At 56.3% G+C, this 24,818-nt stretch carries 20 protein-coding genes and 1 tRNA gene; 7 read left to right on the forward strand and 14 right to left on the reverse strand.

Features of this window, described 5'->3' with window-relative positions:
* Positions 1–76: 76 nt before the first annotated feature.
* Positions 77–1,894, forward strand: coding sequence for a translational GTPase TypA (gene typA, locus ACR0AW_RS02785; protein ID WP_170732251.1), 1,818 nt, complete (start codon positions 77–79; stop codon positions 1,892–1,894).
* A gap of 273 nt (positions 1,895–2,167) precedes the next feature.
* The gene (locus tag ACR0AW_RS02790; protein ID WP_170732252.1) at positions 2,168–2,866 is read left to right on the forward strand and encodes a hypothetical protein; all 699 of its coding nucleotides are present in this window, start codon (positions 2,168–2,170) and stop codon (positions 2,864–2,866) included.
* Between the two features lie 53 nt (positions 2,867–2,919).
* Here the strand turns inward: ACR0AW_RS02790 and ACR0AW_RS02795 are convergent, their stop codons facing one another.
* From ACR0AW_RS02795 to recA, 4 genes are all read right to left on the reverse strand, one after another.
* A complete protein-coding gene (locus ACR0AW_RS02795; RefSeq protein ID WP_170405851.1) occupies positions 2,920–3,540 on the reverse strand; it encodes a transglutaminase-like cysteine peptidase in 621 nt (206 codons plus the stop codon).
* Between the two features lie 359 nt (positions 3,541–3,899).
* Positions 3,900–4,187 (reverse strand): DUF1330 domain-containing protein, encoded by a 288-nt coding sequence (locus ACR0AW_RS02800; protein ID WP_170393026.1) that lies wholly within the window; start codon positions 4,185–4,187, stop codon positions 3,900–3,902.
* 1 nt (position 4,188) lies between these two features.
* The gene (gene alaS, locus ACR0AW_RS02805; protein WP_170732444.1) at positions 4,189–6,861 is read right to left on the reverse strand and encodes an alanine--tRNA ligase; all 2,673 of its coding nucleotides are present in this window, start codon (positions 6,859–6,861) and stop codon (positions 4,189–4,191) included.
* Positions 6,862–7,040: 179 nt separating this feature from the next.
* Entirely contained in the window at positions 7,041–8,105 is a 1,065-nt protein-coding gene (gene recA / locus ACR0AW_RS02810) for a recombinase RecA (protein WP_170393025.1), read from the reverse strand.
* 190 nt (positions 8,106–8,295) lie between these two features.
* On the opposite strand from recA, the gene ACR0AW_RS02815 reads away from it, so the two are divergent.
* Positions 8,296–8,889, forward strand: coding sequence for a sulfotransferase family 2 domain-containing protein (locus ACR0AW_RS02815; RefSeq protein ID WP_170405857.1), 594 nt, complete (start codon positions 8,296–8,298; stop codon positions 8,887–8,889).
* Positions 8,890–8,894: 5 nt separating this feature from the next.
* Here the strand turns inward: ACR0AW_RS02815 and ACR0AW_RS02820 are convergent, their stop codons facing one another.
* The 3 genes from ACR0AW_RS02820 to guaB all read right to left on the reverse strand — a co-directional run bounded on the left by ACR0AW_RS02820 (position 8,895) and on the right by guaB (position 13,962).
* The gene (locus ACR0AW_RS02820; RefSeq protein ID WP_170732254.1) at positions 8,895–11,186 is read right to left on the reverse strand and encodes an ATP-binding protein; all 2,292 of its coding nucleotides are present in this window, start codon (positions 11,184–11,186) and stop codon (positions 8,895–8,897) included.
* Positions 11,187–11,289: 103 nt separating this feature from the next.
* Complete coding sequence (locus tag ACR0AW_RS02825) at positions 11,290–12,453, reverse strand: RsmB/NOP family class I SAM-dependent RNA methyltransferase (RefSeq protein WP_170732255.1); 1,164 nt, start codon at positions 12,451–12,453, stop codon at positions 11,290–11,292.
* A gap of 60 nt (positions 12,454–12,513) precedes the next feature.
* Positions 12,514–13,962, reverse strand: a complete 1,449-nt coding sequence (gene guaB, locus ACR0AW_RS02830; protein ID WP_170405866.1) for an IMP dehydrogenase — start codon at positions 13,960–13,962, stop codon at positions 12,514–12,516.
* 215 nt (positions 13,963–14,177) lie between these two features.
* Between guaB and ACR0AW_RS02835 the strand changes: the two genes are divergently transcribed.
* Both ACR0AW_RS02835 and ACR0AW_RS02840 read left to right on the forward strand, forming a co-directional pair.
* The gene (locus ACR0AW_RS02835) at positions 14,178–16,223 is read left to right on the forward strand and encodes an ASKHA domain-containing protein (RefSeq protein WP_170732258.1); all 2,046 of its coding nucleotides are present in this window, start codon (positions 14,178–14,180) and stop codon (positions 16,221–16,223) included.
* 24 nt (positions 16,224–16,247) lie between these two features.
* Positions 16,248–17,105 (forward strand): class I SAM-dependent methyltransferase, encoded by an 858-nt coding sequence (locus ACR0AW_RS02840; RefSeq protein WP_170732259.1) that lies wholly within the window; start codon positions 16,248–16,250, stop codon positions 17,103–17,105.
* 1 nt (position 17,106) lies between these two features.
* On the opposite strand, the gene ACR0AW_RS02845 is transcribed toward ACR0AW_RS02840, so the two are convergent.
* The 4 genes from ACR0AW_RS02845 to ACR0AW_RS02860 all read right to left on the reverse strand — a co-directional run bounded on the left by ACR0AW_RS02845 (position 17,107) and on the right by ACR0AW_RS02860 (position 19,615).
* A tRNA-Gly gene (locus tag ACR0AW_RS02845) sits at positions 17,107–17,180 on the reverse strand.
* Positions 17,181–17,291: 111 nt separating this feature from the next.
* On the reverse strand, positions 17,292–18,356 hold the full coding sequence (locus ACR0AW_RS02850; protein ID WP_170393018.1) for a methyltetrahydrofolate cobalamin methyltransferase: 1,065 nt from the start codon (positions 18,354–18,356) through the stop codon (positions 17,292–17,294).
* 9 nt (positions 18,357–18,365) lie between these two features.
* Positions 18,366–19,292 carry a methylenetetrahydrofolate reductase gene (locus tag ACR0AW_RS02855; RefSeq protein WP_170393017.1) on the reverse strand — a complete coding sequence of 309 codons (927 nt, stop codon included), beginning with the start codon at positions 19,290–19,292 and terminating at the stop codon, positions 18,366–18,368.
* 26 nt (positions 19,293–19,318) lie between these two features.
* The gene (locus ACR0AW_RS02860; protein WP_170393016.1) at positions 19,319–19,615 is read right to left on the reverse strand and encodes a virulence factor; all 297 of its coding nucleotides are present in this window, start codon (positions 19,613–19,615) and stop codon (positions 19,319–19,321) included.
* Between the two features lie 241 nt (positions 19,616–19,856).
* Here ACR0AW_RS02860 and ACR0AW_RS02865 point away from each other — a divergent pair, with 241 nt between their 5' ends.
* Together ACR0AW_RS02865 and ACR0AW_RS02870 are read left to right on the forward strand one after the other, a co-directional pair.
* Positions 19,857–20,969, forward strand: a complete 1,113-nt coding sequence (locus ACR0AW_RS02865; protein WP_170393015.1) for a Ppx/GppA phosphatase family protein — start codon at positions 19,857–19,859, stop codon at positions 20,967–20,969.
* On the forward strand, positions 20,969–21,685 hold the full coding sequence (locus tag ACR0AW_RS02870; RefSeq protein WP_170610764.1) for an RlmE family RNA methyltransferase: 717 nt from the start codon (positions 20,969–20,971) through the stop codon (positions 21,683–21,685). Before ACR0AW_RS02865 ends, ACR0AW_RS02870 begins: the two co-directional genes overlap by 1 nt.
* A gap of 6 nt (positions 21,686–21,691) precedes the next feature.
* On the opposite strand, the gene ACR0AW_RS02875 is transcribed toward ACR0AW_RS02870, so the two are convergent.
* The 3 genes from ACR0AW_RS02875 to ACR0AW_RS02885 all read right to left on the reverse strand — a co-directional run bounded on the left by ACR0AW_RS02875 (position 21,692) and on the right by ACR0AW_RS02885 (position 24,739).
* A complete protein-coding gene (locus ACR0AW_RS02875) occupies positions 21,692–21,886 on the reverse strand; it encodes a hypothetical protein (RefSeq protein WP_170732261.1) in 195 nt (64 codons plus the stop codon).
* A 91-nt stretch (positions 21,887–21,977) separates the two neighbouring features.
* Positions 21,978–23,882 (reverse strand): cytochrome c3 family protein, encoded by a 1,905-nt coding sequence (locus ACR0AW_RS02880; RefSeq protein WP_170732446.1) that lies wholly within the window; start codon positions 23,880–23,882, stop codon positions 21,978–21,980.
* Positions 23,882–24,739, reverse strand: a complete 858-nt coding sequence (locus ACR0AW_RS02885) for a YihY/virulence factor BrkB family protein (protein WP_170393012.1) — start codon at positions 24,737–24,739, stop codon at positions 23,882–23,884. The genes ACR0AW_RS02880 and ACR0AW_RS02885 overlap by 1 nt, the downstream gene beginning before the upstream one ends.
* Between the last annotated feature and the right edge of the window lie 79 nt (positions 24,740–24,818).

Consider the following 24,818-nt stretch of genomic DNA (forward strand, 5'->3'; position numbering starts at 1 on the left):
CCGCCGGTTAGGGCTGGTATATTTTGTCGCGCCGCGTTATGCGCGCGGCAACTTCCCGTTCAAAGGCTGACCTCTCATGGACCTGCGCAATATCGCAATCATCGCTCACGTGGACCACGGCAAGACGACCCTGGTGGATGAGCTGCTCAAACAATCCGGCGCGTTCCGGGAAAACCAGGCCGTGGCAGAACGCGCCATGGACAGCAACGACCTGGAACGCGAACGCGGCATTACCATCCTGGCCAAAGCCACCAGCGTTGAGTGGAAGGATACCCGCATTAACATCGTCGACACCCCCGGCCACGCTGATTTCGGTGGGGAAGTCGAACGTATTCTCAGCATGGTCGACGGCGTTGTACTGCTGGTCGATGCCGCCGAAGGCCCGATGCCGCAAACCAAATTCGTGACCTCAAAGGCGCTGGCTTTGGGCCTGCGCCCGATTGTCGTGCTGAACAAGGTCGACAAACCCGATGCCGAGCCTGATCGCGCGCTGGACGAATGTTTCGACCTTTTCGCCAACTTGGGCGCCGATGACGATCAGCTGGACTTCCCGGCCATGTATGCTTCGGGCCGGTCCGGCTGGGCCGATATGGAGCTTGACGGTCCGCGCAAGGACTTGACCGCCCTGTTCGATCTGATCGTTGATCACGTCCCCGCCCCCAAGCAGATCGAGAAAAAGGACGAACCGTTCAGGATGCTCGCCACCACTTTGGGCAGCGATCCATTCATCGGTCGCATTTTGACCGGTCGCGTGGAAAGTGGAACTCTGAAAGCGGGTGACAGCCTCAAAGCACTCAGCCGAGACGGCACCCAGATTGAAAGCTTCCGCGCGTCGAAAATCCTGGCATTCCGTGGATTAGCTCAACAACCCATCGACGTCGCCGAAGCAGGCGATATTGTCACGATTGCGGGTATGAGCAAAGCCACCGTGGCAGATTCCCTTGTATCCCCGCAAGTCGAAGAGGCCCTGCCCGCCCAGCCTATCGATCCGCCAACCATCACAGTGACCTTCGGCATAAACGATTCCCCACTGGCCGGTCGTGACGGCAAAAAGGTTCAGTCTCGGGTCATTCGTGATCGCCTGATGAAAGAAGCCGAATCGAACGTAGCCATCCGCATCAGCGACACGCCCGGCGGTGAGGCTTTCGAGGTTGCTGGTCGCGGCGAATTGCAGATGGGTGTTCTGATCGAAAACATGCGTCGCGAAGGATTCGAGCTCAGCATCTCGCGCCCTCAGGTTTTGTTCCGCGAGGAGAGCGGCCAGCGCCTTGAACCTATCGAAGAAGTCACGATCGATGTGGATGATGAATATTCTGGCGCGGTGATCGAGAAAATCACGGGTACGCGCAAAGGTGAACTGGCTGAAATGCGCCCTGCAGGGGCAGGCAAAACCCGGATCATCGCCCACGTGCCGTCTCGTGGCCTGATCGGCTATCACGGAGAGTTCCTGACCGATACACGCGGAACTGGTGTCTTGAACCGGGTCTTCCACGCCTGGGCGGCTCATAAAGGGCAGATTCCTGGTCGACGTGCAGGTGTTCTGATCTCGATGGAAAACGGTCAGGCGGTCGCCTATGCGCTGTGGAATTTGGAAGAGCGTGGCCGCATGTTTGTTGGCCCGCAAACTGATGTCTATCGGGGCATGGTGATCGGAGAGCATTCGCGAGACAACGATCTGGAAGTGAATCCGCTGAAAGGGAAGAAGCTGACAAACGTGCGTGCCAGCGGCTCGGACGACGCAGTAAGGCTGACCCCTCATATTCAGTTCTCGCTTGAAGAGGCAATCGCTTATATCGACGACGATGAACTGGTCGAGGTTACGCCCAATGCGATCCGGCTTCGCAAACGTTATCTGGATCCGCATGAGCGTAAACGGATGTCAAAATCAGCCTGATCAATGCTGTGAACTTGTTCACGTTTTGGAAACATTGCCACATTCGTGACATTTTTGCGTCAGGCTAGAAACAACACAGAAAAAGAAGACCTGGTGCAACAGCAGGTCTTCTTTTTGTTTTTTATGGGTTAATCGCGTTTGAGTGAGCTGGATCACAGAAATCCAACAGAAAGTTTGCTTGAATATAGGCGATAGAAAGAGGACTTTGTGTTCAAAGTGTGACGCCGTTTGAGTAAACGGCAGATTAGTTAACGAGTGCTTAAGGAGCGTGCGATGCGCATTAGATCCAAACTGTTATCGATTGCTTTTGCTTCCGCAATCTTACCCTTCACCTTCGTAAATTCCGCTCAGGCAGCTGGCACATGTACCGTGAGAACGGCCAAACAATCTGTATCTTCGAACACGCTTTGTGCGTGTGACGTGGTTACTTCGGGCATGCTCCGGTATATCCAGCGACGCGCCGACTTCGAGTCTATCTTGGAACGTACCATTCTTGATTGCCCGCGATTTGCAGCTGTTTTGACCGACCTGCCAACTGCAAGCATCGGCTTCGCCGACCAAAGATCTGGCGACGGTCCATCAGATGAATCTGAGCGGGAAAGTTCAAGTTCCGGCCCTAGCGGTGATTCTTCTCCGGACAACGACCCCGGTTCGTCGACGCCGGGAGGTAACAACAACGGAAATGACAACGATCCTGATGACAATGATCCTGATGACAATGATCCTGATGACAATGATCCTGATGACAACCAGCCCGATGACAATGAGCCTGATGACGACAATTCGGACGACGGAAAGTTGAAGGAACTAAAGTCTAATGACAAGAAATCCAAGGGCAAAAAGTCCAAAGACAAAAAAATGAAGAACAAAAAGTCCAAAGACAAAAAGTCAAAAAACAAAAAGTCAAAAAACAAAAAGTCGAAAAACAAAAAGTCGAAAAACAAAGTTAATACTAGTATATTTGATAACTAATGCTGAAAAAGGGCGCTGCTCATTACAGGCGCCCTTTTTTGTTTCACGATTTTCTAGCTCTTACCGAAAACCCCGACCCAATTTCGTGGCTGCTTTGGGTCTTGCATCCTCAGGAACAGATAGCGCGTCGCTTTCCAAGGCTTGATCTGATTGGTCAAATTATCCAGGACCAGATCGCCGCCGCTCGACCGATAAACCAAAACAGCATGAGAGTTTCTGCGCGTATCCAACACTGTCGCGAGCAGTAGTTTACGAGGGTCGAAACCAGCCTGGATCAAATCTCTTTTCTTTAGAAGCGCAAAATCTTCGCAGTCACCACCGCGCGACGTTGGAAGCGCCCAAAGTTCACTGGTTTTGTATTGCGACTGATCCGTGACCTCTCGCGTGGATCGATTAACGCGGCGGTTGATCTCTTTGACAAGCTTCAATTCTTGGCTGGTAGATAAGGAACCGATACCTTTTTGCGCACATGCCCAGGAATACTTACCGCAAAGCTGACGCGCACCCGAGGGTGGTGGCGAGGCAGCGATACTCGGGATAAACGCGGCATCTTTCGCCGATGCTTCAGTCCCAAACAACAGCGAACCGTTAATCAGGATAGCCAAACCAAACAGCCCGCCAAGCTTGGCAGCGCTCTTTAAGTGGGCATCTATGGTCGTACCAAAGAATTTCATGCTGTCCCTCGAGTCCTATTAATCCCTGCAAACTGCGTGGATCAGAACCCATCTGTATACCGGACCATATCCGCAAACCGTGGTTGTCACGCAATCAAATCCGAGATTGAGCGGAAAAAACGGCGGAAATTCGTCACATTTCGTGACCATTTCCGCGCAAGAAAGTGGCGCGAAGTGCCACAATCGGACAGAGAAATATGTTCAAAATCAACAGGAAGTACGCACAACCCATTGTAATAATGTGTATAAATTCAGAGCGATCGTGAAGAGCCGCCCACGCTAAAATGCATGGCAGGTCGCACGGCTCGGGGCCGGGCAGAATTTGCAAATTTCATGCGAAGGTAGATTTAGCCTGATTCTCAGTCGGTAATTTCAACGACCACCAGCTCTCGCTCGCTGGCGCCACGGGCATGATCCAATGCCTGCTGATATGCAGGAGAATTGTAGCACTCTACCGCAGCCTCTACGGTTGGGAAGCGGGCGACCACATTGCGTGGTCGCTCTTTGCCCTCTAACTGCACGTAACGTGCCGCGCGGGCGATGAATTCACCCCCATGCGCCGCAATTGCCGGCCCTGCAAGCTCGGCGTATTTTCCATAAGCATCGGCGTCTGTCACAGTGACGTGTGCGATCCAAAGTGCTGGCATCTTATCCTCCCAAAACCTGTTCAGCGGCCTTGATTGCAGCCTCTGCATTCGAGGCATCCTTGCCCCCCCCCTGTGCCATGTCAGGCCGTCCGCCACCGCCTTTGCCGCCCAGTTCAGCGACCGCCGCGCGGACCAGATCCACCGCAGATACCGTGTCTGTCAGGTCAGACGTGACGCCCGCAGCAACAGCCGCTTTGCCGCCGGTATCAGCAATCAACAATACTGCACCGGTTCCTAAACGGCTTTTGTGCTCATCAATCAATGCAGGCAGGTCCTTTCCGGACACACCCGAGAGCGACTGCGCAAAGAACGCCACACCGTTCACATCGCGCGCTTCCGCTCCACCGCCCTGCCCCGCGCCTCCGGCCATGGCCAGATCACGGCGCAACTGCGCAACTTCGTTTTGCAGCGACTTACGCTCATCCAACAGAGTCTTCACACGCGCCACAACGTCATCAGGCTGCGCTTTCAACTCAAGCGCAATTGAGGAAAGGCGATGATCCTGTTTCGACAGATACTTAAATGCGTCATCACCGGTCAAAGCCTCGATCCGCCGCACGCCCGCGCTGCTGGCACTGTCGCCCAGCACGACGAAGGTTCCGATATCACCGGTCTGGCGCACATGGGTGCCGCCACACAGTTCAATCGACCATGTCTCACCATCCTGGCCTTTGCCGGTGGGTGCTTTGCCCATCGAAACCACGCGCACCTCATCCCCGTATTTCTCACCGAACAGAGCTTGAGCACCCAGTTCACGGGCGTCATCCGGTGTCATAATCCTGGTTTCCACGGTTGAGTTTTGGCGGATGAACGCGTTCACCTCTCGCTCAACTTTCTGCACTTCTTCCAGTGTCAGAGCCTTGGAATGGCTGAAATCGAACCGCAAACGATCTGATGCGTTGAGCGACCCGCGCTGCGCCACGTGATCACCCAATGTCTCACGCAGGGCTTCATGCAGAAGGTGCGTCGCGGAGTGGTTGGCACGAATGGCCGTGCGGCGCGCGTGATCGACTTCCAGCTCAACTGCGTCACCTTTTGAGATCTCCCCATGATCAATCGTGACCTTGTGAGCATAGACTTTGCCATCAGCAAACTTTCTGGTGTCTTCAACACGGGCGATATCGTCGCGCTCATCCAGCCTGCGAATTTCACCGGTGTCGCCGACCTGGCCACCGGCCTCGCCATAGAACGGTGTCTGGTTGACTACGACCCAGCCGGTACCACCCTTCTCGATCTTGTCGACCAATGCACCATCGACCACCAACGCAGCGACCTGCCCTTCGGCCTTTTCAGTATCGTAGCCAAGGAAATCGGTCGCACCGGCCGCATCCAGCACATCGAACCAAACCACCTGATCGGCAGATTCGCCAGACCCGGCCCACGCCGCGCGAGCCTTGGCTTTTTGTTCGGCCATGGCCACGTCAAATCCATCGGTGTCGACGGTTCGACCTTTCTCGCGCAGCGCATCCTGCGTCAGATCAAGCGGGAAACCATAGGTATCATACAGTTTGAACGCCGCGTCTCCGGGTAGTGGATCGCCTTCAGGTAGGCCCGAGACTTCCTCATCCAACAGCTTCAAACCGCGATCCAAAGTTTGCTTGAACCGAGTTTCCTCAAGCAGCAGTGTCTCTTCGATCAGTGGCTGCGCCTGACCAAGCTCTGAATATTGCGCACCCATCAATTGCACCAGCGTGGGTACCAGGCGGTGCATCACCGGATCTTTGGCCCCCAACAGATGCGCATGGCGCATCGCGCGGCGCATGATACGGCGCAGAACATACCCTCGCCCATCATTTGACGGCATCACACCATCCGCGATCAGGAACGAAGTTGAACGCAAGTGGTCCGCAATCACGCGATGATGCACGTTTTGATCCCCATAAGGATCAACACCGGTCGCATCCGCGGAGGCTTCGATCAGCGTTTTGAACAGATCGGTGTCATAATTGTCGTGGCTGCCTTGCAGCAACGCTCCAATGCGTTCCAATCCCATGCCGGTGTCGATCGACTGCATGTCGAGTTCGACCATCGAGCCGTCTTCGAACTGTTCGTTCTGCATGAAAACGATGTTCCAGATTTCGATGAACCGATCACCATCTTCCTCAGCCGAACCCGGAGGCCCGCCCCAGATGTGATCACCGTGGTCATAGAAAATCTCGGTGCACGGGCCGCAGGGGCCGGTAGGGCCCATTTGCCAGAAATTGTCATTAGTAGCGATGCGGATGATCCGGTCTTCAGGGACACCAACCTTTTTCCAGATTTCAAATGCCTCATCATCGGTGTGATAGACAGTGGCCAACAGACGGTTCTTATCGATACCAAATTCTTTGGTGATCAGTTCCCAAGCGAACGGTATCGCCTCATGCTTAAAGTAATCCCCGAATGAGAAATTCCCCAGCATTTCAAAGAACGTATGGTGGCGAGCGGTATAGCCCACATTGTCCAGATCGTTGTGTTTGCCGCCTGCACGCACGCATTTCTGTGCAGTGGTAGCACGGCTGTAGTCGCGGGTTTCGACGCCAGTAAACAGATTCTTGAACTGAACCATACCCGAGTTGACGAACATCAGTGTCGGATCATTGCGCGGAACCAGCGGGCTAGACGCAACCACTTCGTGCCCCTGCTTGGCAAAGTAGTTCAGGAAGGTAGATCGAATGTCGTTCAGCGTTGGCATAAGGCTCTCTCGGCGCGCAGTCGTTATGGTCAGCAAAGGTTTAGCCCCACCCCCCAAGAGTGTCCACAGCATTGGCCCATCCGAAACGAAACAAGGCGGCCCCGAGGGACCACCCTGTTCCAGATATTTTAGCATTACCGGGGTGCGGGGGATTTCTTTGGTTCCCCCTCAGGCACGCTTTAAGCTTCGAGGATGTCATCCTCTTCCGCCTCGGGTGGCATTTCAAAGTCTAACCCATGCGCGGCACGTATTTTGTCTTCGATCTCGAGCGCCGCACGGGAATTGTCACGCAGATATTGCTTGGCATTCTCACGCCCCTGCCCGATCCGCTCATCACCGTAGCTGAACCACGAACCCGACTTTTCGACCACACCGGCCTTGACGCCCAAATCCAGCAGCTCACCCATTTTGCTGATGCCTTCGCCATACATGATGTCGAATTCCACCTGCTTGAACGGCGGTGCCACCTTGTTCTTGACGACCTTGACGCGGGTCTGGTTGCCCACAACTTCGTCCCGATCCTTGATCGCACCGATACGGCGAATATCCAGACGGACCGAGCTGTAGAATTTCAACGCATTACCACCGGTAGTGGTTTCCGGGCTGCCAAACATCACACCGATCTTCATCCTGATCTGGTTTATGAAGATCACCATGCAGTTCGAGCGATTGATCGAGCCGGTCAGCTTGCGCATCGCCTGGCTCATCAGCCGGGCCTGAACACCGACGCTGCTGTCACCCATGTCGCCTTCCAACTCGGATTTCGGCGTCAGCGCCGCAACCGAGTCGACCACGACCATGTTCACGGCTCCCGACCGCACCAAGGTGTCGGTGATCTCAAGTGCCTGCTCGCCAGTGTCGGGCTGAGAGATCAGCAATTCATCCAGATCCACACCCAGCTTGCGCGCATATTGAGGGTCCAGCGCATGTTCTGCGTCGACGAACGCGCAGACTCCGCCGCGTTTTTGCTGTTCAGCGATGCAGTGCAGCGTCAGCGTGGTCTTACCCGAGCTTTCCGGGCCATAAATCTCGACGATCCGCCCCATCGGCAGGCCGCCGATCCCCAGCGCGATATCCAAGCCCAGCGACCCGGTCGAGCTCGCATCGATATCCTGCTTGGAATCTTCGCCCAACTTCATGATCGAGCCTTTGCCGAACTGCCGTTCGATCTGGGCCAATGCGCTGTCGAGCGCCTTTTGCTTGTCTGCGTTTTTCTTGTCGCTCATCGTCAGAAGATCCGCCATTGTCCTGTCGCCTTCTCTTTTGTCACACCCTTGATCGGGCGGCAATCGCTGCTTTGTTCGCCTCTTGTTCCTTATGGGACCAAAAAGAGAACATTTCAACTAAAACTTATGAAAACTACTCTTCAGCAATTGTGTTAAAGAGTCGTTTACGACAATCTCAGACATGAAAGGCATTGAAGAGAAAAGATAAATGCTTGTTTTCTATGAAAAGCGGCTTGCGCTTCTGTCTGTTCCAAAGACCGGCTCCACCGCGTATCAATCAGCTTTACGCGATAGGGCCGATATCGTCGTGTCCGGACCAACAGACCTGAAACATGCGAACATGCGTCGCTATGATCGTTTCTTCCAGACCATGTTTCGCAAGATGTTTGATGCAGAAATGGACGTCATGGCCATTGTGCGCGAACCTGTCGATTGGTTGGGAAGTTGGTATCGATATCGAACGCGCGCCGAATTGGCAGGTCATCCGCATTCCACAAAAGGTTTAAGCTTCGAGGCATTCCTTGACGCCTATATGCAAACCCCCCGCCCGGTCTACGCAGATGTGGGATGCCAAACCGATTTTTTGCAACCCCGCAGTAACGGTAAAGGTGTTGCGCATATCTTCAAATATGACAGCCAGCAAAAGATACTGGATTTCCTTCAGAATCGGCTGGAATGTAAAATCGATCTACCGCGTGAGAACGTCTCGCCCGCTTGCCCGATGGACTTCTCAAAACAAACTGAACTCCGGTTCCAATCATTGAACGCCGCAGAATACGCATTGTATCGTGCTGCCGAATAGCGTTTTCAATTCATTTGCTGAAACACCGCTTCGGTCAGCTGGGTCAACGAAAACGGCTTGGGCAGGAAGGTGGAATTTTCGATCTGAGGACCAGATTCGCCGAATGCCCCCTCAGTATAGCCTGACATGAAGACCACCCGCACGTCAGGCCGTGTTTTCATGGCCTCGCGCACCCAGGTCGGGCCGTCCATTCCGGGCATGACGACATCGGTAACAAAAACATCCACCAGCAAATTGGGGTCGTCCAACAATTGCAGCGCATCTTCGGCTGATTCAGCTTCAAGCACAGTGTAGCCTTTCAAGCGAAGCGCCCGCGTCGCGAAGGCGCGCACCGGGGCTTCGTCTTCGACCAACAAAACCACGCCTTCACCCAATCGGGAACTTTGCACCTCTGACGTATCGGGTACCTCAGGCTCCGATTCTTGGACCCGGGAACTCACAGGCAAGAGCACGGTGAATTCCGTTCCCCGGTCCTGCACACTGTCGACAAATATGAAACCACCAGTCTGTTTTACGATCCCGTAAACAGTCGATAGCCCCAGCCCCGTCCCCTCGCCTGTGCGTTTGGTCGTATAAAATGGCTCAAACACCTTTTGCAGTTTGTCTGCAGGAATCCCGATGCCGCTATCGATGACTTTGACCGTAACATATTCCCCCGGCTGTACCGTCGCCCGATCGCGCGTGATCGATTGATCCAATGTCACTACTTCGGTCTCGATCCGAATCTCCCCACCCTCAGGCATCGCATCACGCGCATTGACGACCAGGTTCATCAAGACCTGCTCTAACTGGCGCTTGTCCGCACAGACGGGTTTGAGCACCGGATCATGACTGAGCGTCAGGCGGACCTTCTCGCCCACAAGACGGTTTAGCAAATGGATAAGGTCTGAAATCGTATCTCGCAGATCCAGCACCTCGGGCCGGAGCGTTTGTTTGCGCGAAAAGGCCAGAAGCTGGCTGACCAACGCTGCAGCACGGTTGGCGTTCTGATTGATCTGTATAAGATCGCCGTAATTCGGGTCATCTTGGTCATGGCGCAACAGCAACAGATCACAATGCCCCGAAATCGCCGTCAGCAAGTTATTGAAATCATGTGCGACCCCGCCAGCCAATTGCCCAACGGCTTGCATCTTCTGGCCTTGGACAAACTGCGCCTCCATCGTTTTCAGTTCGGTGGCATCGTTCAGAACCGCAATAAGACAAACCTGACCATCCCTGAGAATCCGTGACAGCGTAACTTGCACAAATACCTCTTTGTCCTTGCGCACCAAACGCAGGAATTCAGACCGCGGTGCTGCGCCTTGTTCGGCAGCACTCGCCAGCCAGTCCCTGATCGGATAGCCGAGCCCCTGCATCATGCTTTCGATATTCGTCCGCCCCGGTTGGATCTCACCGACCAATTCAACTGCGAGGTGGTTTGCTTCGCTAACATCTCCATCGGGAGACATGCACATGATCGCAACTGGCAAATCTGCAAATGATGTCGTGTGCTGTGGTCCTTCGGCGTGCTGCAGCGGCGTTAAAAGCAACTCACGCACAATACCGCTGTGCCTTAGCGTTGTGACAGTGAATGGTGCTTCGGTTTCCCCGGTTTTAATCTGTATGATGCTACCATCAACTGCACCGCCAGCTTGAACCATCGGCTTGAGGCATGTGGGAATCTGACCAAAAAGTTCGATTGCCGCATCATTGGCATCCAGCACCACGTCATTTCGTCCGACCGTCAGAACCGGCCGCTGCACGCTGCGCCAGATCTGGGGTGCATCTATTCTAAAACGCCAGCAAAACCGATTTTCACCCAGCTTTGAAACAGACACGGGTATTGTTTGTCCGCGCGTGACAACATCTTCTTCCCAAAAGCCCCGTTTCAGGGCATGAGACTGCAAACGCAACAGCACCGCCGACGGGTTTGCAAATACGGTACGCAGAGACCCATCTAGTCGCGTACCCGCGTTCCGAATAAGACGCGCATTGGCCTGAGCGTTTGCAACTAGCACCTCGCCCGTCGCATCCGAAATGACACAGGCATCGGTTTCTTGCTCTAGAAAACCCGTCATCGCAGCGTATGTTTGCGCTTCGATCTGATTCAATATCCAAGCGCGCGCCAAGGCAAAGACCACTACTACCAGGAAGGACAAGCCAACGGCTGCGACCCCAGCACTTAACCGTGGCGGCAAGACGTCAAAGAAGGAAAGTACGCTCAATAAAATGGCGATCAATGCCAGTGAGGCATAGCGCCCACGATCAATGCCCCATCCACTTGATCGAGAGGGGGTAAATTCAGATTGAATAGACATAAACAGCCCGGATTATTACAATTTCTGATCAATATCTGCCTGCAATGGTTAATTGCTGCTTAATGATCAGTGACATAAACTTCTTAAGGTTGTGTTTTAAAGTTTATATTCGCGTCAAGTGTGCAGTAAAAAATCCATCGGTCCCGTGTGAAACCAGCCACGTTTTGCGGTATTCGCTCTGCCATTCGGGATTGCTGGCCAAGAATCCATCAATAATGCCGTCGTTTTCAATCGTCAGCATCGAGCAGGTCGCATAGGCAAGCACGCCTTTGGGCGCAACGAGAGGTGAAACGTCTCGTAGAATAGCGGCCTGAATCTGCGTCAGCTCGTCCAAGCGCTCCGGCGTAAGCGCCCATTTCCCTGCCGGTGCGCGGCGCCACGATCCGCTGCCGGAACAGGGCACATCTGTCAAAACGACATCGAACGGCGCCTGACTGGAGACTTGGCCTGTGGTCAAGATTGTGACATCTGCGCCCGCCCTTGCCGCGCGTGCTGACAAATCCCGCATGCGTTTGGGACTGGCATCATGGGCAAAGACGTGAACGCCGGGGGCCCTTGCCGCCAAAGCCAACGCCTTACCACCGCCGCCTGCACAGTAGTCCAGAACTCGCATGCCTGGCTGCAAATCAAGCGCGGCAATTACCGCTTGGCTCGCGGCATCCTGCAACTCAACAAGTCCATCTGTATACGGGCCGCTCATTGATATCTTGCGTGCGCCTACGGTCACTTCCAATGCGGTGTCGCAAGCCGAATGTGGATGCGCCGTAATCCCATCGGCAGCCAATCGCTGAATGGCCGAGGGTCGGTCAGCTTTCAGCAGATTAACCCTCAGATGAACCGGAGCGCGCGATTGTAGCGTGGCTGCGGCAAGTTCAGCTTCGTCCTTCAACGCGGCCTGAAATTGGGGCCACAACCATTCAGGGATATCCAGACGTTCTGCGTCGCTCTGAAATGACCTGGGTTGGTCAGCTTCGGTTACCTCTGCAGGTGCATACCGCGCACCCGAAAATAATGACGTTAGGTCTGAGTCCAAGGATCGGGCGGCACCGATCATCAGGCCGCGCCCCGTCTCGGATCCACCGAGCGCCGAGAAGGATCGCTTGCACCGCAATGCATCAAACACATGATCCCGGATCGCAGCGCGATCCTTAGATCCCGCGAACCGACTGCGTCGAGCCCAGCCGGTCAACGCCTTCTCGACCGGTGCACCGGCAAGAATGTCATCGAGGATCTCGATCGAGGCCTGTACCCGAGCAGCAGGTGTCATCGCGTTTTCCGTTCGTCTACACGATCAATTTCGAGAGACCCCCTGAAGGGTCTCACAAACTTACATCACGCGATAATTGGGGCTTTCCCGTGTGATCTGAACGTCATGCACATGGCTTTCCTTCAAACCTGCGCCAGTGATTTTGACAAAGTTGCAGTTCTGGCGCATCTCATCGACGGTGGCACAACCGGTATAGCCCATCGCCGCGCGCAAACCTCCAACCAGTTGGTGCACAACAGCGCTTGCGGACCCTTTATACGGCACCTGGCCTTCGATCCCTTCGGGCACCAGCTTGTCATTCGCGGCGTCCTTCTGGAAATAGCGATCCGCCGAGCCACGCGCCATCGCACCCAGGCTGCCCATGCCGCGATACGATTTGAACGAGCGGCCTTGATAGAGGATCACCTCGCCCGGGCTTTCATCCGTGCCCGCAATCATCGAACCCACCATGGCGCAAGATGCCCCTGCCGCAATCGCCTTGGCGAAATCGCCCGAGAATTTGATGCCACCATCAGCAATGACCGGAACTTCCCCCGCCGCAGCGGCACAATCCATGATGGCCGTCAACTGAGGGACGCCAACACCCGCGACCATCCGTGTGGTACAGATCGAGCCGGGCCCGATGCCCACTTTGATCGCGTCTGCACCTGCATCGATCAGCGCTTTGGTGGCCTCGGCAGTGGCGACGTTACCGGCGATGATCTGAACCTCGTTCGACAGCGTCTTGGCACGTTTCACCGCGTCCAGAACCCCTTGCGAATGACCATGTGCGGTATCCACAACAATGATATCGACCCCGGAATCGACCAACTGCTCTGACCGCTCGAACCCAGCGTCTCCGACCGAGGTTGCAGCAGCCACACGCAGACGGCCCAACCGGTCCTTGCAGGCTGTAGGGTTCAGCACGGCCTGCTCGGTATCTTTCAGCGTCAGTAAGCCTGTCAGCTTGCCCTCGCCATCGACGACCAGCAATTTTTCGATCCGACGCGCACGCATGAGGCTTTTGGCCTCTTCCAGATCGGCGGGCTCTTGCAGCATCGCCAGATTGTCAGAGGTCATCATCGCTTTGATCGGCGTGTCATCCGAGGTCGCAAAGCGCATATCTCGGTTGGTGACAATGCCGACGACACGACCGCTTTCTTCAACGACCGGGAAGCCGGTGAAGTTGTAGCGCTCTACCAAAGCCTGAGCATCTGCCAATGTTTGATCCGCGCGCAGCGTGACCGGGTTATAGACGATACCGGATTCGAACCGCTTTACCCGACGAATTTCACGCGCCTGTTCCTCGACTGAGAGGTTCTTGTGCACAACTCCGATCCCTCCGGCTTGTGCCATCGCGATGGCCATGCGCGCCTCGGTCACCGTGTCCATCGCCGAACTGAGCAGCGGGATGTTCATAGTGATTTCACGCGTCACGCGCGTGGTGGTATCAGCGGTTGCCGGCAGCACAGAAGATGCGCCCGGAACCAGAAGAACGTCGTCGAAGGTGAGTGCCTCACGAATCTGCATTTGATAACCCCATGCAAAAGCCCGTTTGACGGTGACCCTATTGCATGGATTTCACCCGAGGGAAAGCCCCGAACCCAAGTTGTTTTCCCCCGCGGGCTTCTGCCACGCCCGAAAACGACGCAAGCAATGCAAAACGTGCCGCTGAATGCCCTTTCCCTTTGCGTTCAAACCCATATGTTCGCCGGCATACGCGCGAATACAAAGGCAAGCCATTCATGACCACCGATCCTCTTGTCGTTTTCACCCCGTCCGGCAAACGCGGACACTTTCCCGTTGGCACGCCAATCCTGACGGCAGCGCGCCAGTTGGGTGTCGATCTTGATTCAGTCTGCGGTGGACGCGGTATTTGTTCGAAATGTCAGATCACCCCCAGCTATGGCGAGTTTCCCAAGCATGGCGTGACCGTCTCGGAGGACGCGCTGAGCGAGTGGAACGCGGTTGAACAGCGTTATGACGACAAGCGAGGCTTGAAACCCGGGCGCCGTTTGGGCTGTCAGGCCTCGGTTCAGGGTGACGTGGTGATCGACGTGCCTCCTGAAAGCCAGGTTCACCGTCAGGTGGTCCGCAAGGCCGCCGCCGCCCGCGCCATCACCATGGACCCTGCAACACGCCTGTATTTCGTGGTGGTGGAACAACCCGATATGCACTCGCCCACAGGCGATCTGGAACGGTTAGAACGCGCCTTGCGCGAACAATGGAAGATCGATGCGATTACCGCTGATCTGTCGCTGATGTCCAAGCTGCAGCCAGTGCTGCGCAAAGGGAAATGGGAGGTCACGGTCGCCGTCCACAAAGGCCACAAGGACAACGTGGCCCGTATCGTCGAAATTTGGCCCGGCCTGCACGAACATGGGCTTTACGGTCTGGCTATCGACCTCGGCTCGACCACCATCGCTGCGCACCTGACCGATCTGGAAACCGGTGAAGTCAAGGCTTCTTCCGGCCTGATGAACCCGCAAATTCGTTTCGGCGAAGACCTGATGAGCCGCGTGTCTTACGCCATGATGAATCCCGGTGGCGACAAGGAAATGACCCGGGCCGTGCGCGAAGCGATCAACGATCTGACCACTTCAATCGCTGATGAGGCCGGGATCGATGCCGCTTTGATCGTTGAAACGGTGTTCGTCTGCAATCCGGTCATGCACCACCTTCTGCTGGGTCTGGACCCGGTTGAACTGGGTCAGGCCCCATTTGCGTTGGCAACTTCGGAAAGCATGTCCCTTCCTGCGCATGAGATGGACCTGACCACGATGAATCCACGCGCGCAGGTCTACATCCTGCCGTGTATTGCGGGCCATGTGGGTGCGGACTGCGCTGCCGTTGCCCTATCCGAGGAACCCGGCAAGTCCGACGATCTGGTACTGATCGTGGATGTGGGTACCAATGCGGAAATCTTGCTGGGCAACACCCACCGCGTTCTGGCCTGTTCGTCACCCACCGGCCCCGCATTTGAGGGTGCCCAGATTAGCTCGGGCCAGAGAGCCGCGCCCGGTGCGATTGAACGAATCGAAATCGATCCTGTCACCAAAGAACCGCGTTTCCGCGTGATCGGGTCCGAGAAATGGTCGAATGACGAAGGCTTTGATCAGGACATTGCCACCACGGGCATCACCGGTATCTGCGGCTCAGGCATTATCGAGGCCGTGGCCGAGATGCGCATTGCAGGTCTTCTGGACGAAAGCGGGCTGATCGGCTCGGCCGCGCAGACGGGCACACCGCGTTGCGTTCCCGAAGGCCGCACCAACTCCTATCTGATCCACGACGCCAGCGCCGAGGGCGGTCCGCGTATCACGGTAACTCAGGGTGATATCCGTGCCATCCAGTTGGCTAAATCCGCGCTCTACGCCGGAGCGCGTCTCCTAATGGATGAGATGGAGGTTGACCGTGTGGATCGCGTGGTACTTGCCGGTGCCTTCGGCGCGCATATTTCGACCAAACACGCGATGGTGCTGGGTATGATCCCTGATGCACCGCTCGAGAAGGTCTCCAGCGCGGGTAATGCCGCTGGAACCGGTGCCCGGATCGCGCTGTGTAACATCGGATCGCGGGCCGAGATCGAACGCGTGGTGCGCGAGATCACCAAGGTCGAAACGGCAATCGAACCCAAGTTTCAGGACCATTTCGTCGCCGCCAATGCGATCCCGCACAAAACCGATCCGTTCCCTGAATTGGCCCAGGTCGTCACCCTGCCCGCTCCGTCCTTCAATACCGGCGGCGGGGATGAGGAAAAATCTGGCCGCCGACGCCGCCGGAGGTCATAGTCGCCCCATCCACAGGAGGCGAACATGACATCAGTGAACGAGGAACAGGCGGAATTCTGGGGAAACTCGGAACAAGGCACCAAATGGCTGACCTATGAGGATCAGCTTGACCACGCCTTCGCGCCCGTTCTTGATCTCGTTCTGGACCGGGCCGCCCTGTCGGCGGGTATGCAAGTGCTGGATATCGGATGTGGCACGGGCGTCAGCGCAATCGCTGCCGCCCGCGCGGTAGGGCCGAACGGGCACGTTCTGGCCGCTGACATTTCACAGCCCTTTCTGGACCGCGCAGCCAAACGTGCTGAAAGCGACGGGATACAGACTATCACTTTTCAGCACGCGGATGCGCAAACCTACGCGTTTGAACCCGGACAAATGGATGCCGCAATCTCCCGGTTTGGTGTCATGTTCTTTAGCGACTCGATCGCAGCATTCCGAAACATCGCCTTGGCACTGAAACCCGGTGGGCAAATGACGTTCGCTTCCTGGGGGCCATTGGACGTCAACCCGTGGTTCAAGATACCCCATGTCGCCGCCGTTCGGCGAATGGGTCAACCGCCCCGCGTAGACCGCTATGCGCCCGGGCCGCTGGCGTTCCACGACATCGACCATGTCAAAGGTCTGATGACCCAAGCGGGGCTGTCTGAAATAACCGGCGACGCGATCACAGTGAACCTGACGGGTTTTGGCGGCGTTGAAGGCACGGCGAGGCTGGTGACACGTGTTGGTCCTGCGGGCCGTGTTGTTGCTCATTTCGAAGGGAGTGAGGCTGATACTGACGCTATTCAAGAAGCGGTCGCAAAAGAGTTCCGACAGTATAAGTCTGGTTCGGAGATCCTCATCCCGGCGATGATCAACCTCTATCAGGCCCGTCGCGCAGAATGATTGGAGCGGGTAGCGGGAATCGAACCCGCGCGTTCAGCTTGGGAAGCTGACAGGCTACCATTACATCATACCCGCCGCTGGGCATTGAGTAGCACTGCTCTTTAATGGGGTTCAAGGGTCAACAAACGCTGACGAATCGAAAAGGCCGGATCAAAAAATCCGGCCCAATTCATTGTTTTATTTACCTTAAGCGCGGCGACGACGACCACCGCCACGACGTCCGCGTGCACCCTCGCCTTCGGCTCCGGCCTCGGCGGGTGGTTTGTTGAACCTGATCCACTCACCACCATGTGCGTCGTTGTTGGTCAGCAGGTTGGCGGCGCGGATGGCCTCCATCTCTTTGCCCGCACGCGGAAGGGTCGAACCCAGACCGAACATCTGTACAAAGGTTTCGTCGTCCATATCCTCGGGCAGAATGATACCGGCGGCAGCAACGGCCTCTTTCTTTTCAGCAATCTTCTTCTGAGTCACCGGCAGAGCCACCGGGTTCATGATCGCCGAAGTCATTCCAGCACCCATTGCCATCGGCAGGAAGGCGTTGTTGATACCGTGACGGTTCGGCAGGCCGAACGAGATGTTGGACGCACCGCATGTGGTGTTCACGCCCAGCTCTTCCCGCAGACGACGGACCAGAGCAAACACCTGCTGGCCAGCAGTTGCCATCGCACCAATCGGCATGACCAGCGGATCGACCACGATGTCATGAGCCGGGATGCCGTGATCGGCTGCACGCTCAACGATGGTTTTGGCAACGGCAAAACGCACATCAGGGTCTTCCGAGATTCCGGTGTCATCGTTCGAGATCGCCACAACGGGTACGTTGTATTTCTTGACCAGTGGCAGAACCAGTTCCAGACGCTCTTCTTCACCGGTGACCGAGTTCAACAGCGGACGACCTTCCGCCGCCTCAAGACCGGCTTCCAAAGCGCCCGGAACCGAGGAATCGATGCAAAGCGGTACATCAACAAGCCCCTGCACCAGCTCGACGATCTTGGTCATCAGCGGCGGCTCGGTCTCGTTCGGGTTGGGGTTCGAGTTGTAGACGACACCTGCGTTGATATCCAGAACGGTCGCGCCTGCAGCGACCTGCGCCAGAGCATCCTTTTCGACTGTCGAGAAATCGCCTGCTTCCAATTCGGCAGCCAGTTTCTTGCGGCCCGTTGGGTTGATCCGCTCACCGATAACGCAGAACGGTTCGTCAAAGCCCAGAACGGCAGTTTTTGTTTTTGATTCTACGACTGTACGGGTCATGTCCGTTCCTTAGGAGTTAACCGGCTTTGCCGAAGCGCCGCCGTTGTTGATCGCCCAGTTGGCGTTGGTCTTGATCCCGCCCAGCGGGAAGAAGTGTACCTTGGTGATATTGAAATCCGGGTTGGCTGCCTTGTGATTGGCCAGTTCGGTGACCACATCGGTTGGCTCGTAAGGCAACAGCAGCTTGGACACGTCCATGGCGCGCTTCTGCAGGACTTTCAGCGATGGACCAACGCCGCAGGCGATAGCGAATTTGATCAGCGTCTGCAGCTTCGCCGGGCCCGCGATACCGATATGGATCGGCAGATCAATACCCGCTTCTTTCAGGCTATCTGCCCAAGCGATGATCGGCTTGGCGTCGAACGCAAACTGAGTGGCCAGCGCCATTTCGGCGTCGGTGGTTTCCGAAAACTTCTGCTTCCAGCGCAGCGCGTCATCGACATTCTTGGTCGAGCCGTCGGGATCGATATCCTTGTTGCCTTCGGGGTGACCGGCTACGTGCAGTCGCTTGAACCCCGCCTTGTCGAACAGTCCGGTTTCCAGCAGCTGCATCGAGCTGTCGAAATCACCATGCGGTTTGGCGACCCCACCGGCCAGCAGAAGCGCCTGCTCGACACCCGCTTCACCCTGATACATGGAAATCCAGTTTTCCAGCGTTGCGGCATCCTTGATGATCCGTGCCGGGAAATGCGGCATGACAGGGTAACCTTCGGCCGCGATACGCTTGGCGGTTTTGACCATGTCTTCGATTGGCGTGCCCTCGATATGGGCGATGTAGACACGGGTGCCTTCTGGCAGCAGCGCGCGGAAATCTTCGACCTTTTCTGCAGTGCGCGGCATCACCTCGATCGAGTAGCCCTGCAAAAAGGCTTCGACGGTCGGGTTCACAGGGCCGTTTTCGACCGCATCACGTTTCTTGAAGTTCAGCAAAGCCATAGCGGCCTCCCATAAAGATCTGGGGCTCATGCCCAACCGTCATTGGCGATCAGGGTCTTGATACGGTCCTGATCGTACTCTGTTTCCAAACGCGCGGCCTCGGCTTCGGCAATTTCGGACGGGTCGCCCTCAACTGCGAAAGGCTCGGCTTTGCGCCACTCGGCCAGATAGGCATCACTATCCTTGGCGTTCACCTTCATTGCGGCCCGGTCGATGGCTTGTTCAAACCGCTCTTCCAACTGCCGCTTAGCGCCACGACGGCCCTTGCCGACGATGACTTGGGCGGGAATATCGCGCCAATATACGATGGTGACGTCAGGCATTACCGTGATTCCTCCTAACCAGATGGACCGGTTCTAAACTTCAATGTGGGTCCAAGTCGGTCGATTTTCGACATACGGCGTATTTGCAGCGACCTTTTTGCCCACGGCTGCGTACCGCAGCTTTTAAAGCCTTGGTGGCCAAAACCGAACATCAAAATCCTAATGACTTTAATGAGCGTCTTGCGTGATCCAATTGCGCGACCTATGGTCGGGGTAACTCGAAAATCGGAGGGCGTTTAAGATGGCGCCCAAGCGTCCCAGAGGTGCGGGCGCGTTCCCGAAAGCGGTCGAAAGCCCCGCGCCGGCAAGACCCGATCCAGATGCGTTATATGCGGCACTGGATTTGGGGACAAATAGCTGCCGCATGTTGATCGCCCAGCCCAAGGGCAGTGGATTTCATGTGGTGGACAGCTTCTCCAAATCGGTGCAGTTGGGTGCCGGTCTGGAACGCACCGGGCGGTTGTCGCGGGCGTCCATGGCACGTACCGTACAGGCGCTGCGGATTTGTCAGCAAAAACTCAAACGTAACAAGGTCAAGCGCATGCGCTTGATCGCAACCGAGGCTTGCCGTCGCGCCAAGAATTCACGCGATTTCATCCGGCAAGTTAAACGCGAAACCGGCCTGACGCTCGACATCATCCAGCCCGAGGAAGAAGCACGTCTGGCTGTGATTTCCTGTGCACCGCTAGTGTCGACCAAGACCGAGCAATTGTTGGTCGTCGATATCGGCGGCGGCTCAACCGAATTGGTCTGGATCGACATCTCCTCTGTTCCTCGTCGGGATCGGCCTGCCGCGATTATGAGATTGCATAACGGGTTCCACACACCTGAAAGCCCTTTCCCTGCGGCCAAAGTGGTTGATTGGATCAGCGTCCCGCTGGGCGTGGCAACATTGCGTGATCAGTTCAACGACGTCGAAGACGATGCCGCGCGTTTTGCGCTAATGAGCTGGTTTTTCGAAGAAAATCTGGCCGATTTCGCACCTTACAAGGATGAACAGGCCCGCGAAGGGTTTCAGATTGTGGGCACCAGCGGAACGGTGACCACTGTCGCCGCCTCACACCTTGGCCTCAAGCGCTATGACCGGACGAAGGTGGACGGATTGCGGATGACCAGCGATCAGATTGACAAGGTGATACGAGGCTATCTAGAACTCGGCCCTCGTGGGCGCCGCCGTGATCCCCGGATCGGAGAAGATCGGCAGGCCCTGATCATGTCCGGCTCGGCCATCTTGCAGGCGCTGTTGCGCTGCTGGCCCACCGATCGCCTTTCTGTGGCGGACCGTGGGCTGCGCGAGGGTTTGCTTTATGCGCAAATGAGTGCGGACGGTGTATTGGAAGACGGACCGTTCTGATGGCGAAGACACCAACTGGCAAAAGCAACTCGGGTCGCGGGCAACGCGACCTGAAGGTGAAGGTCAAGACAGCGCGCGGGCGCAAGCTCAGCTCGACCCGCTGGCTGGAACGGCAGTTGAACGACCCCTATGTCAAACGCGCGCAGGTCGAAGGCTATCGCGGACGCGCGGCATTCAAGATACTTGAGTTGGACGACAAGTTCCGGTTTCTCGTACCCGGCGCGCGCGTGGTCGATCTGGGTTGTGCGCCCGGTGGCTGGCTGCAAGTCGCCGTGAAACGCGTCAATGCACTCGGCGAGAAAAGCGGCAAGCGCGTCGGCACCGTTCTGGGGGTTGACCTTCAAGAGGTTGAGCCCGTCGCCGGTGCCACCGCGCATGTCCTTGATTTCATGGAAGATGACGCCGATCAGAAGGTCAAGGACTGGCTGGGTGGCAAAGCGGACGTGGTCATGTCTGATATGGCGGCTGCGTCTTCGGGCCACAAACAGACTGACCACCTGCGGATCATGGCCCTGTGCGAAACGGCGGCTTATTTCGCGTTCGACGTGCTGGAAGAGGGGGGCACTTTCGTTGCCAAGGTGCTTGCTGGCGGGGCTGAGGGGGACCTTCAGAAACTGCTCAAGCAGAAATTCAACAAGGTTGCCAATGTGAAGCCTCCGGCCTCACGTTCTGATAGTTCCGAGAAGTTTGTTGTCGCCACCGGCTTCCGGGGTTAAGCGGCGTTAATTCAGATCGATCTTTCCCGGCGCTATGCTCTGTTTCCGCAGAGACGCTGCAGCTATGCCTTGCAGCAATAGTGCTTCGCCATGATTGATATCGACAGGCTTGCGCGCGCGCAGCTCTTCAATACGCTGGTCAAGCGTTGTTTTACGAGCCGCCGTCAGCGGCTTTGCGAAGGTAGCGGTGCGATCCGGCATACATCACCTGTAGCAATCCGAGTGCTGATACCGGTTGGCTAACCGTAGAATGCGCCGCGAAGATGGCGCAATTCTGCCAGTTCCATGCCAGCTATCTCCCGAGTTCCTGCGCAAGTTGCATTAAGTTCGGATCATCGGGAAGCACTGACAAGGCCTCGTCCAATGTCGCCAACGCAGCCTGAACACCGCGATTGATGTGGGCAAGTTGAACCAGCATCGGCCAAGCCTCAACGCGCTGCGGGTCGAGCGTTACAACCTCGCGGAATGCACGTTCTGCAGCCGGCGCGTTTCTGAGCGTAAGCGCCCAACCACCCAGCACCAAATGGGTCTCAGGAAAGTCCAAACGATTGGAAATGCTACGTTGCCAATCCGCCATACCCTGCTGCGCGCTTGCGCGTTGGTCTTGCGTCATGGCCTGCGCTGGGATCGATAAGAACTCTTTCGCAGCCGAGATGCGTACATTGCGCATGGGGTCGGATAACAACGGCTCTAACCGCGAAGCGCGCAACTGGGCAGGAACCTGACGCTGCAGTACCGGTCCATTGGCACGTATCAGTGGGTCCGGATCGGCCAGCAACGGTGCCAGACGCTCGGCAAGATCAGGCGTTGCAAAAGGTTGCAACAAATACAGAGCGGTTGCGCGAACGATACCTGCCTGCCCTTCATCCAGAGCGATCGCGACCAGCGTTTCAGGGTCGTCCAATTGACCACTGCCTGCTGCAGCAAATGTCGTGCCATAATGCGCCACTCTATAGGATGATTCCGGGAACCAGAGTTCAATCTGCTGCGCCGCCCAAGACTGATCTTCATCCGCATGGCAATCGGTGCAGGCATCAGTTCCGAGCCCCAGATCAGGGCGGGGAATGCGGAAGCTGTGATCGCGCCTGCCATCTACACCCATATAGACACGCTCGATCATGTGGCAGTTCTTGCATTGGGCACCCGCAGAATTTTCAGCATGTTGGTGATGCACGGGCGTGTCATATTCGGCCAGCCGAAGGGTCGGGAAATCCGGGTTGCCAGCGGGGGAGTGGCATTGGGTACACAACCCATTACCCTCGGCTTTTACCTCAGCCCGGTGCGGATCATGGCAATTCATACAACCCACCCCTTCTGCATACATGCGCGACTGCAGGAATGAGCCATAAACATAGACCTCGTCCAAAATCTGGCCATCTGGGTGATACAAACCCGGTCGCAGCAACGCCAGGTTATAGGCGTCGTGATACGGCTTGCCGGGAAGCGGATTACCATCTTCCAACGCCTCGCGCCGGGAATGACAGCCGGCGCATTGCTGAATTTCCGCTTCTGTCAGCCCCCTGCCCCATGTCGTAGAGAATCCGAACTCGCTCAAACCGTCTTGCAACACTTTTCCGGTCGTCCACTCCAAATGCGCAGAACCCGGCCCGTGGCAAGCCTCGCACCCGACACCAATTTCGACCTGTGTCGAGGCATAGCGCCTTTCCTCAGAGTCGTAGTTCTTCACATAACCGGTCGCGTGACACTCGGCACAGCGGGCGTTCCAGCTTTTGTACGGACCGGTCCAGTGCAGCCCATCATTCGGAGGCAGATCCTGATCTGGATAAAGGTGAAACCAACGGCCCTTTTCGACGTCCCAAACAACGTCGAAACTCTGCAACCGGCCGGGTTCGGTTTCGAAAAGATATTGCTGTAGCGGCGCGATACCAACCACTGAATGTACCGGATAGGTCGTTGTAACGCCGTCTTTTTCGGTGACCTGCGCCGTAAGAGCTCCATCTTGATCCGCAAAGGCCACGCTCATTCCATCATGCGAGAATCGTGTTCCATCGAAATCAGCCTGAACATGGCCGTCCTCCACCTCGGTCCAGGCAAGCGCATGGTATGAGCTTTCCCAGGCTTCGGTTTCTTCCTTATGACAATCCGAGCACGCGTCTGATCCAACATAGTCCTGCGCCTGCGACTGCTGCGCGGTCGCCCAAAGGATCGCGGTCATCACGATAGCGCGGAGATACATCATTGCCCCTCTTCGTTTTGCAAATCGATCAGCGCACCGTTGTATTCGGCCCCGAGGATCAGCATGGCCGAGCATAAGTACAGGAAAATCAGCGCTGCCATTGCTCCTGCAAGCCCGGCATACGTCGCGCTATAGGTCGCAAACTTGGCGATGTAGATTGAAAAGCCCCATCCACCTGCAGCCCACAAAGCCAATGTCAGGATTACGCCCGGCAAGATTTGTAGTAGGCTGTGCCGTCGGGTGGGCAAGATCAGATGGGCCAAAAGAACGGTGCCAGCGGGGACAGCCACGGTAAAGGTCCATCGCAGACGATCCACCGACAGCCAGTTGTCCACATCCACTGCCGTCTTTTCCGAAACCAAACGGGTATAGACCGGCAGAACGACTTCGACCGCCGCGATGGCCAGAATGGCAGCACCGCCGATTATGACCAGCACAAAGCACAGCAGTCGGGTCTTCCAGAAGGGCCAATTGTCCGTGTCGTGATAGGCCTGCGCCATCGCCTTTCGCACGGCGGCGACTCCGTTCGAGGCAAAGTAGATCGCCAACAAGCCACCCAAAGTGATCACGCCCGAGCCCGCACCGGCCAGAACAGCACGCAGTTCTGAAACGATGGGATCGGCCACGTCTTTGGGCCAGGCGCCAAATATCAGTTCGATCAGTTCATCGGTCACATAGCCCTGTGACAAGGCCCCTGCCAGCGCAACCGTGAACAGAACGAATGGAAACAGGGCCATCATCAACGACATGGCGACGTGGCTGCTCATGACGAAGCCGTTTTTGTCATTAAATCGGCGCACAGCAAGCCAGAGCGCACGCAGGAATTGGCCGAACGAGGGAATCAAAACAGTTGGCATTGCGCTAGCCTAGCCTGCCTTTTCCTTTGGCAGAACCGCCAATCGGATCAGGCCACCGATTTCATGCGTATAACCTTCT

Source organism: Ruegeria sp. C5 (assembly GCF_056537605.1).

Bases quoted from the DNA above. Each gene is read 5' to 3' on its own strand.
- ACR0AW_RS02850 (WP_170393018.1), bottom strand. From the start codon at position 18,356: ATGACCCGTACAGTCGTAGAATCAAAAACAAAAACTGCCGTTCTGGGC.
- ACR0AW_RS02790 (WP_170732252.1), top strand. From the start codon at position 2,168: ATGCGCATTAGATCCAAACTGTTATCGATTGCTTTTGCTTCCGCAATC.
- ACR0AW_RS02875 (WP_170732261.1), bottom strand. From the start codon at position 21,886: ATGCCGGATCGCACCGCTACCTTCGCAAAGCCGCTGACGGCGGCTCGT.
- ACR0AW_RS02795 (WP_170405851.1), bottom strand. From the start codon at position 3,540: ATGAAATTCTTTGGTACGACCATAGATGCCCACTTAAAGAGCGCTGCC.
- typA (WP_170732251.1), top strand. From the start codon at position 77: ATGGACCTGCGCAATATCGCAATCATCGCTCACGTGGACCACGGCAAG.
- recA (WP_170393025.1), bottom strand. From the start codon at position 8,105: ATGGCGGATCTTCTGACGATGAGCGACAAGAAAAACGCAGACAAGCAA.
- ACR0AW_RS02860 (WP_170393016.1), bottom strand. From the start codon at position 19,615: ATGCCTGACGTCACCATCGTATATTGGCGCGATATTCCCGCCCAAGTC.
- ACR0AW_RS02865 (WP_170393015.1), top strand. From the start codon at position 19,857: ATGGCGCCCAAGCGTCCCAGAGGTGCGGGCGCGTTCCCGAAAGCGGTC.
- ACR0AW_RS02885 (WP_170393012.1), bottom strand. From the start codon at position 24,739: ATGCCAACTGTTTTGATTCCCTCGTTCGGCCAATTCCTGCGTGCGCTC.
- ACR0AW_RS02825 (WP_170732255.1), bottom strand. From the start codon at position 12,453: ATGACACCTGCTGCTCGGGTACAGGCCTCGATCGAGATCCTCGATGAC.
- ACR0AW_RS02815 (WP_170405857.1), top strand. From the start codon at position 8,296: ATGCTTGTTTTCTATGAAAAGCGGCTTGCGCTTCTGTCTGTTCCAAAG.
- ACR0AW_RS02840 (WP_170732259.1), top strand. From the start codon at position 16,248: ATGACATCAGTGAACGAGGAACAGGCGGAATTCTGGGGAAACTCGGAA.
- ACR0AW_RS02870 (WP_170610764.1), top strand. From the start codon at position 20,969: ATGGCGAAGACACCAACTGGCAAAAGCAACTCGGGTCGCGGGCAACGC.
- ACR0AW_RS02820 (WP_170732254.1), bottom strand. From the start codon at position 11,186: ATGTCTATTCAATCTGAATTTACCCCCTCTCGATCAAGTGGATGGGGC.
- ACR0AW_RS02880 (WP_170732446.1), bottom strand. From the start codon at position 23,882: ATGTATCTCCGCGCTATCGTGATGACCGCGATCCTTTGGGCGACCGCG.
- ACR0AW_RS02800 (WP_170393026.1), bottom strand. From the start codon at position 4,187: ATGCCAGCACTTTGGATCGCACACGTCACTGTGACAGACGCCGATGCT.
- alaS (WP_170732444.1), bottom strand. From the start codon at position 6,861: ATGCCAACGCTGAACGACATTCGATCTACCTTCCTGAACTACTTTGCC.
- ACR0AW_RS02855 (WP_170393017.1), bottom strand. From the start codon at position 19,292: ATGGCTTTGCTGAACTTCAAGAAACGTGATGCGGTCGAAAACGGCCCT.
- guaB (WP_170405866.1), bottom strand. From the start codon at position 13,962: ATGCAGATTCGTGAGGCACTCACCTTCGACGACGTTCTTCTGGTTCCG.
- ACR0AW_RS02835 (WP_170732258.1), top strand. From the start codon at position 14,178: ATGACCACCGATCCTCTTGTCGTTTTCACCCCGTCCGGCAAACGCGGA.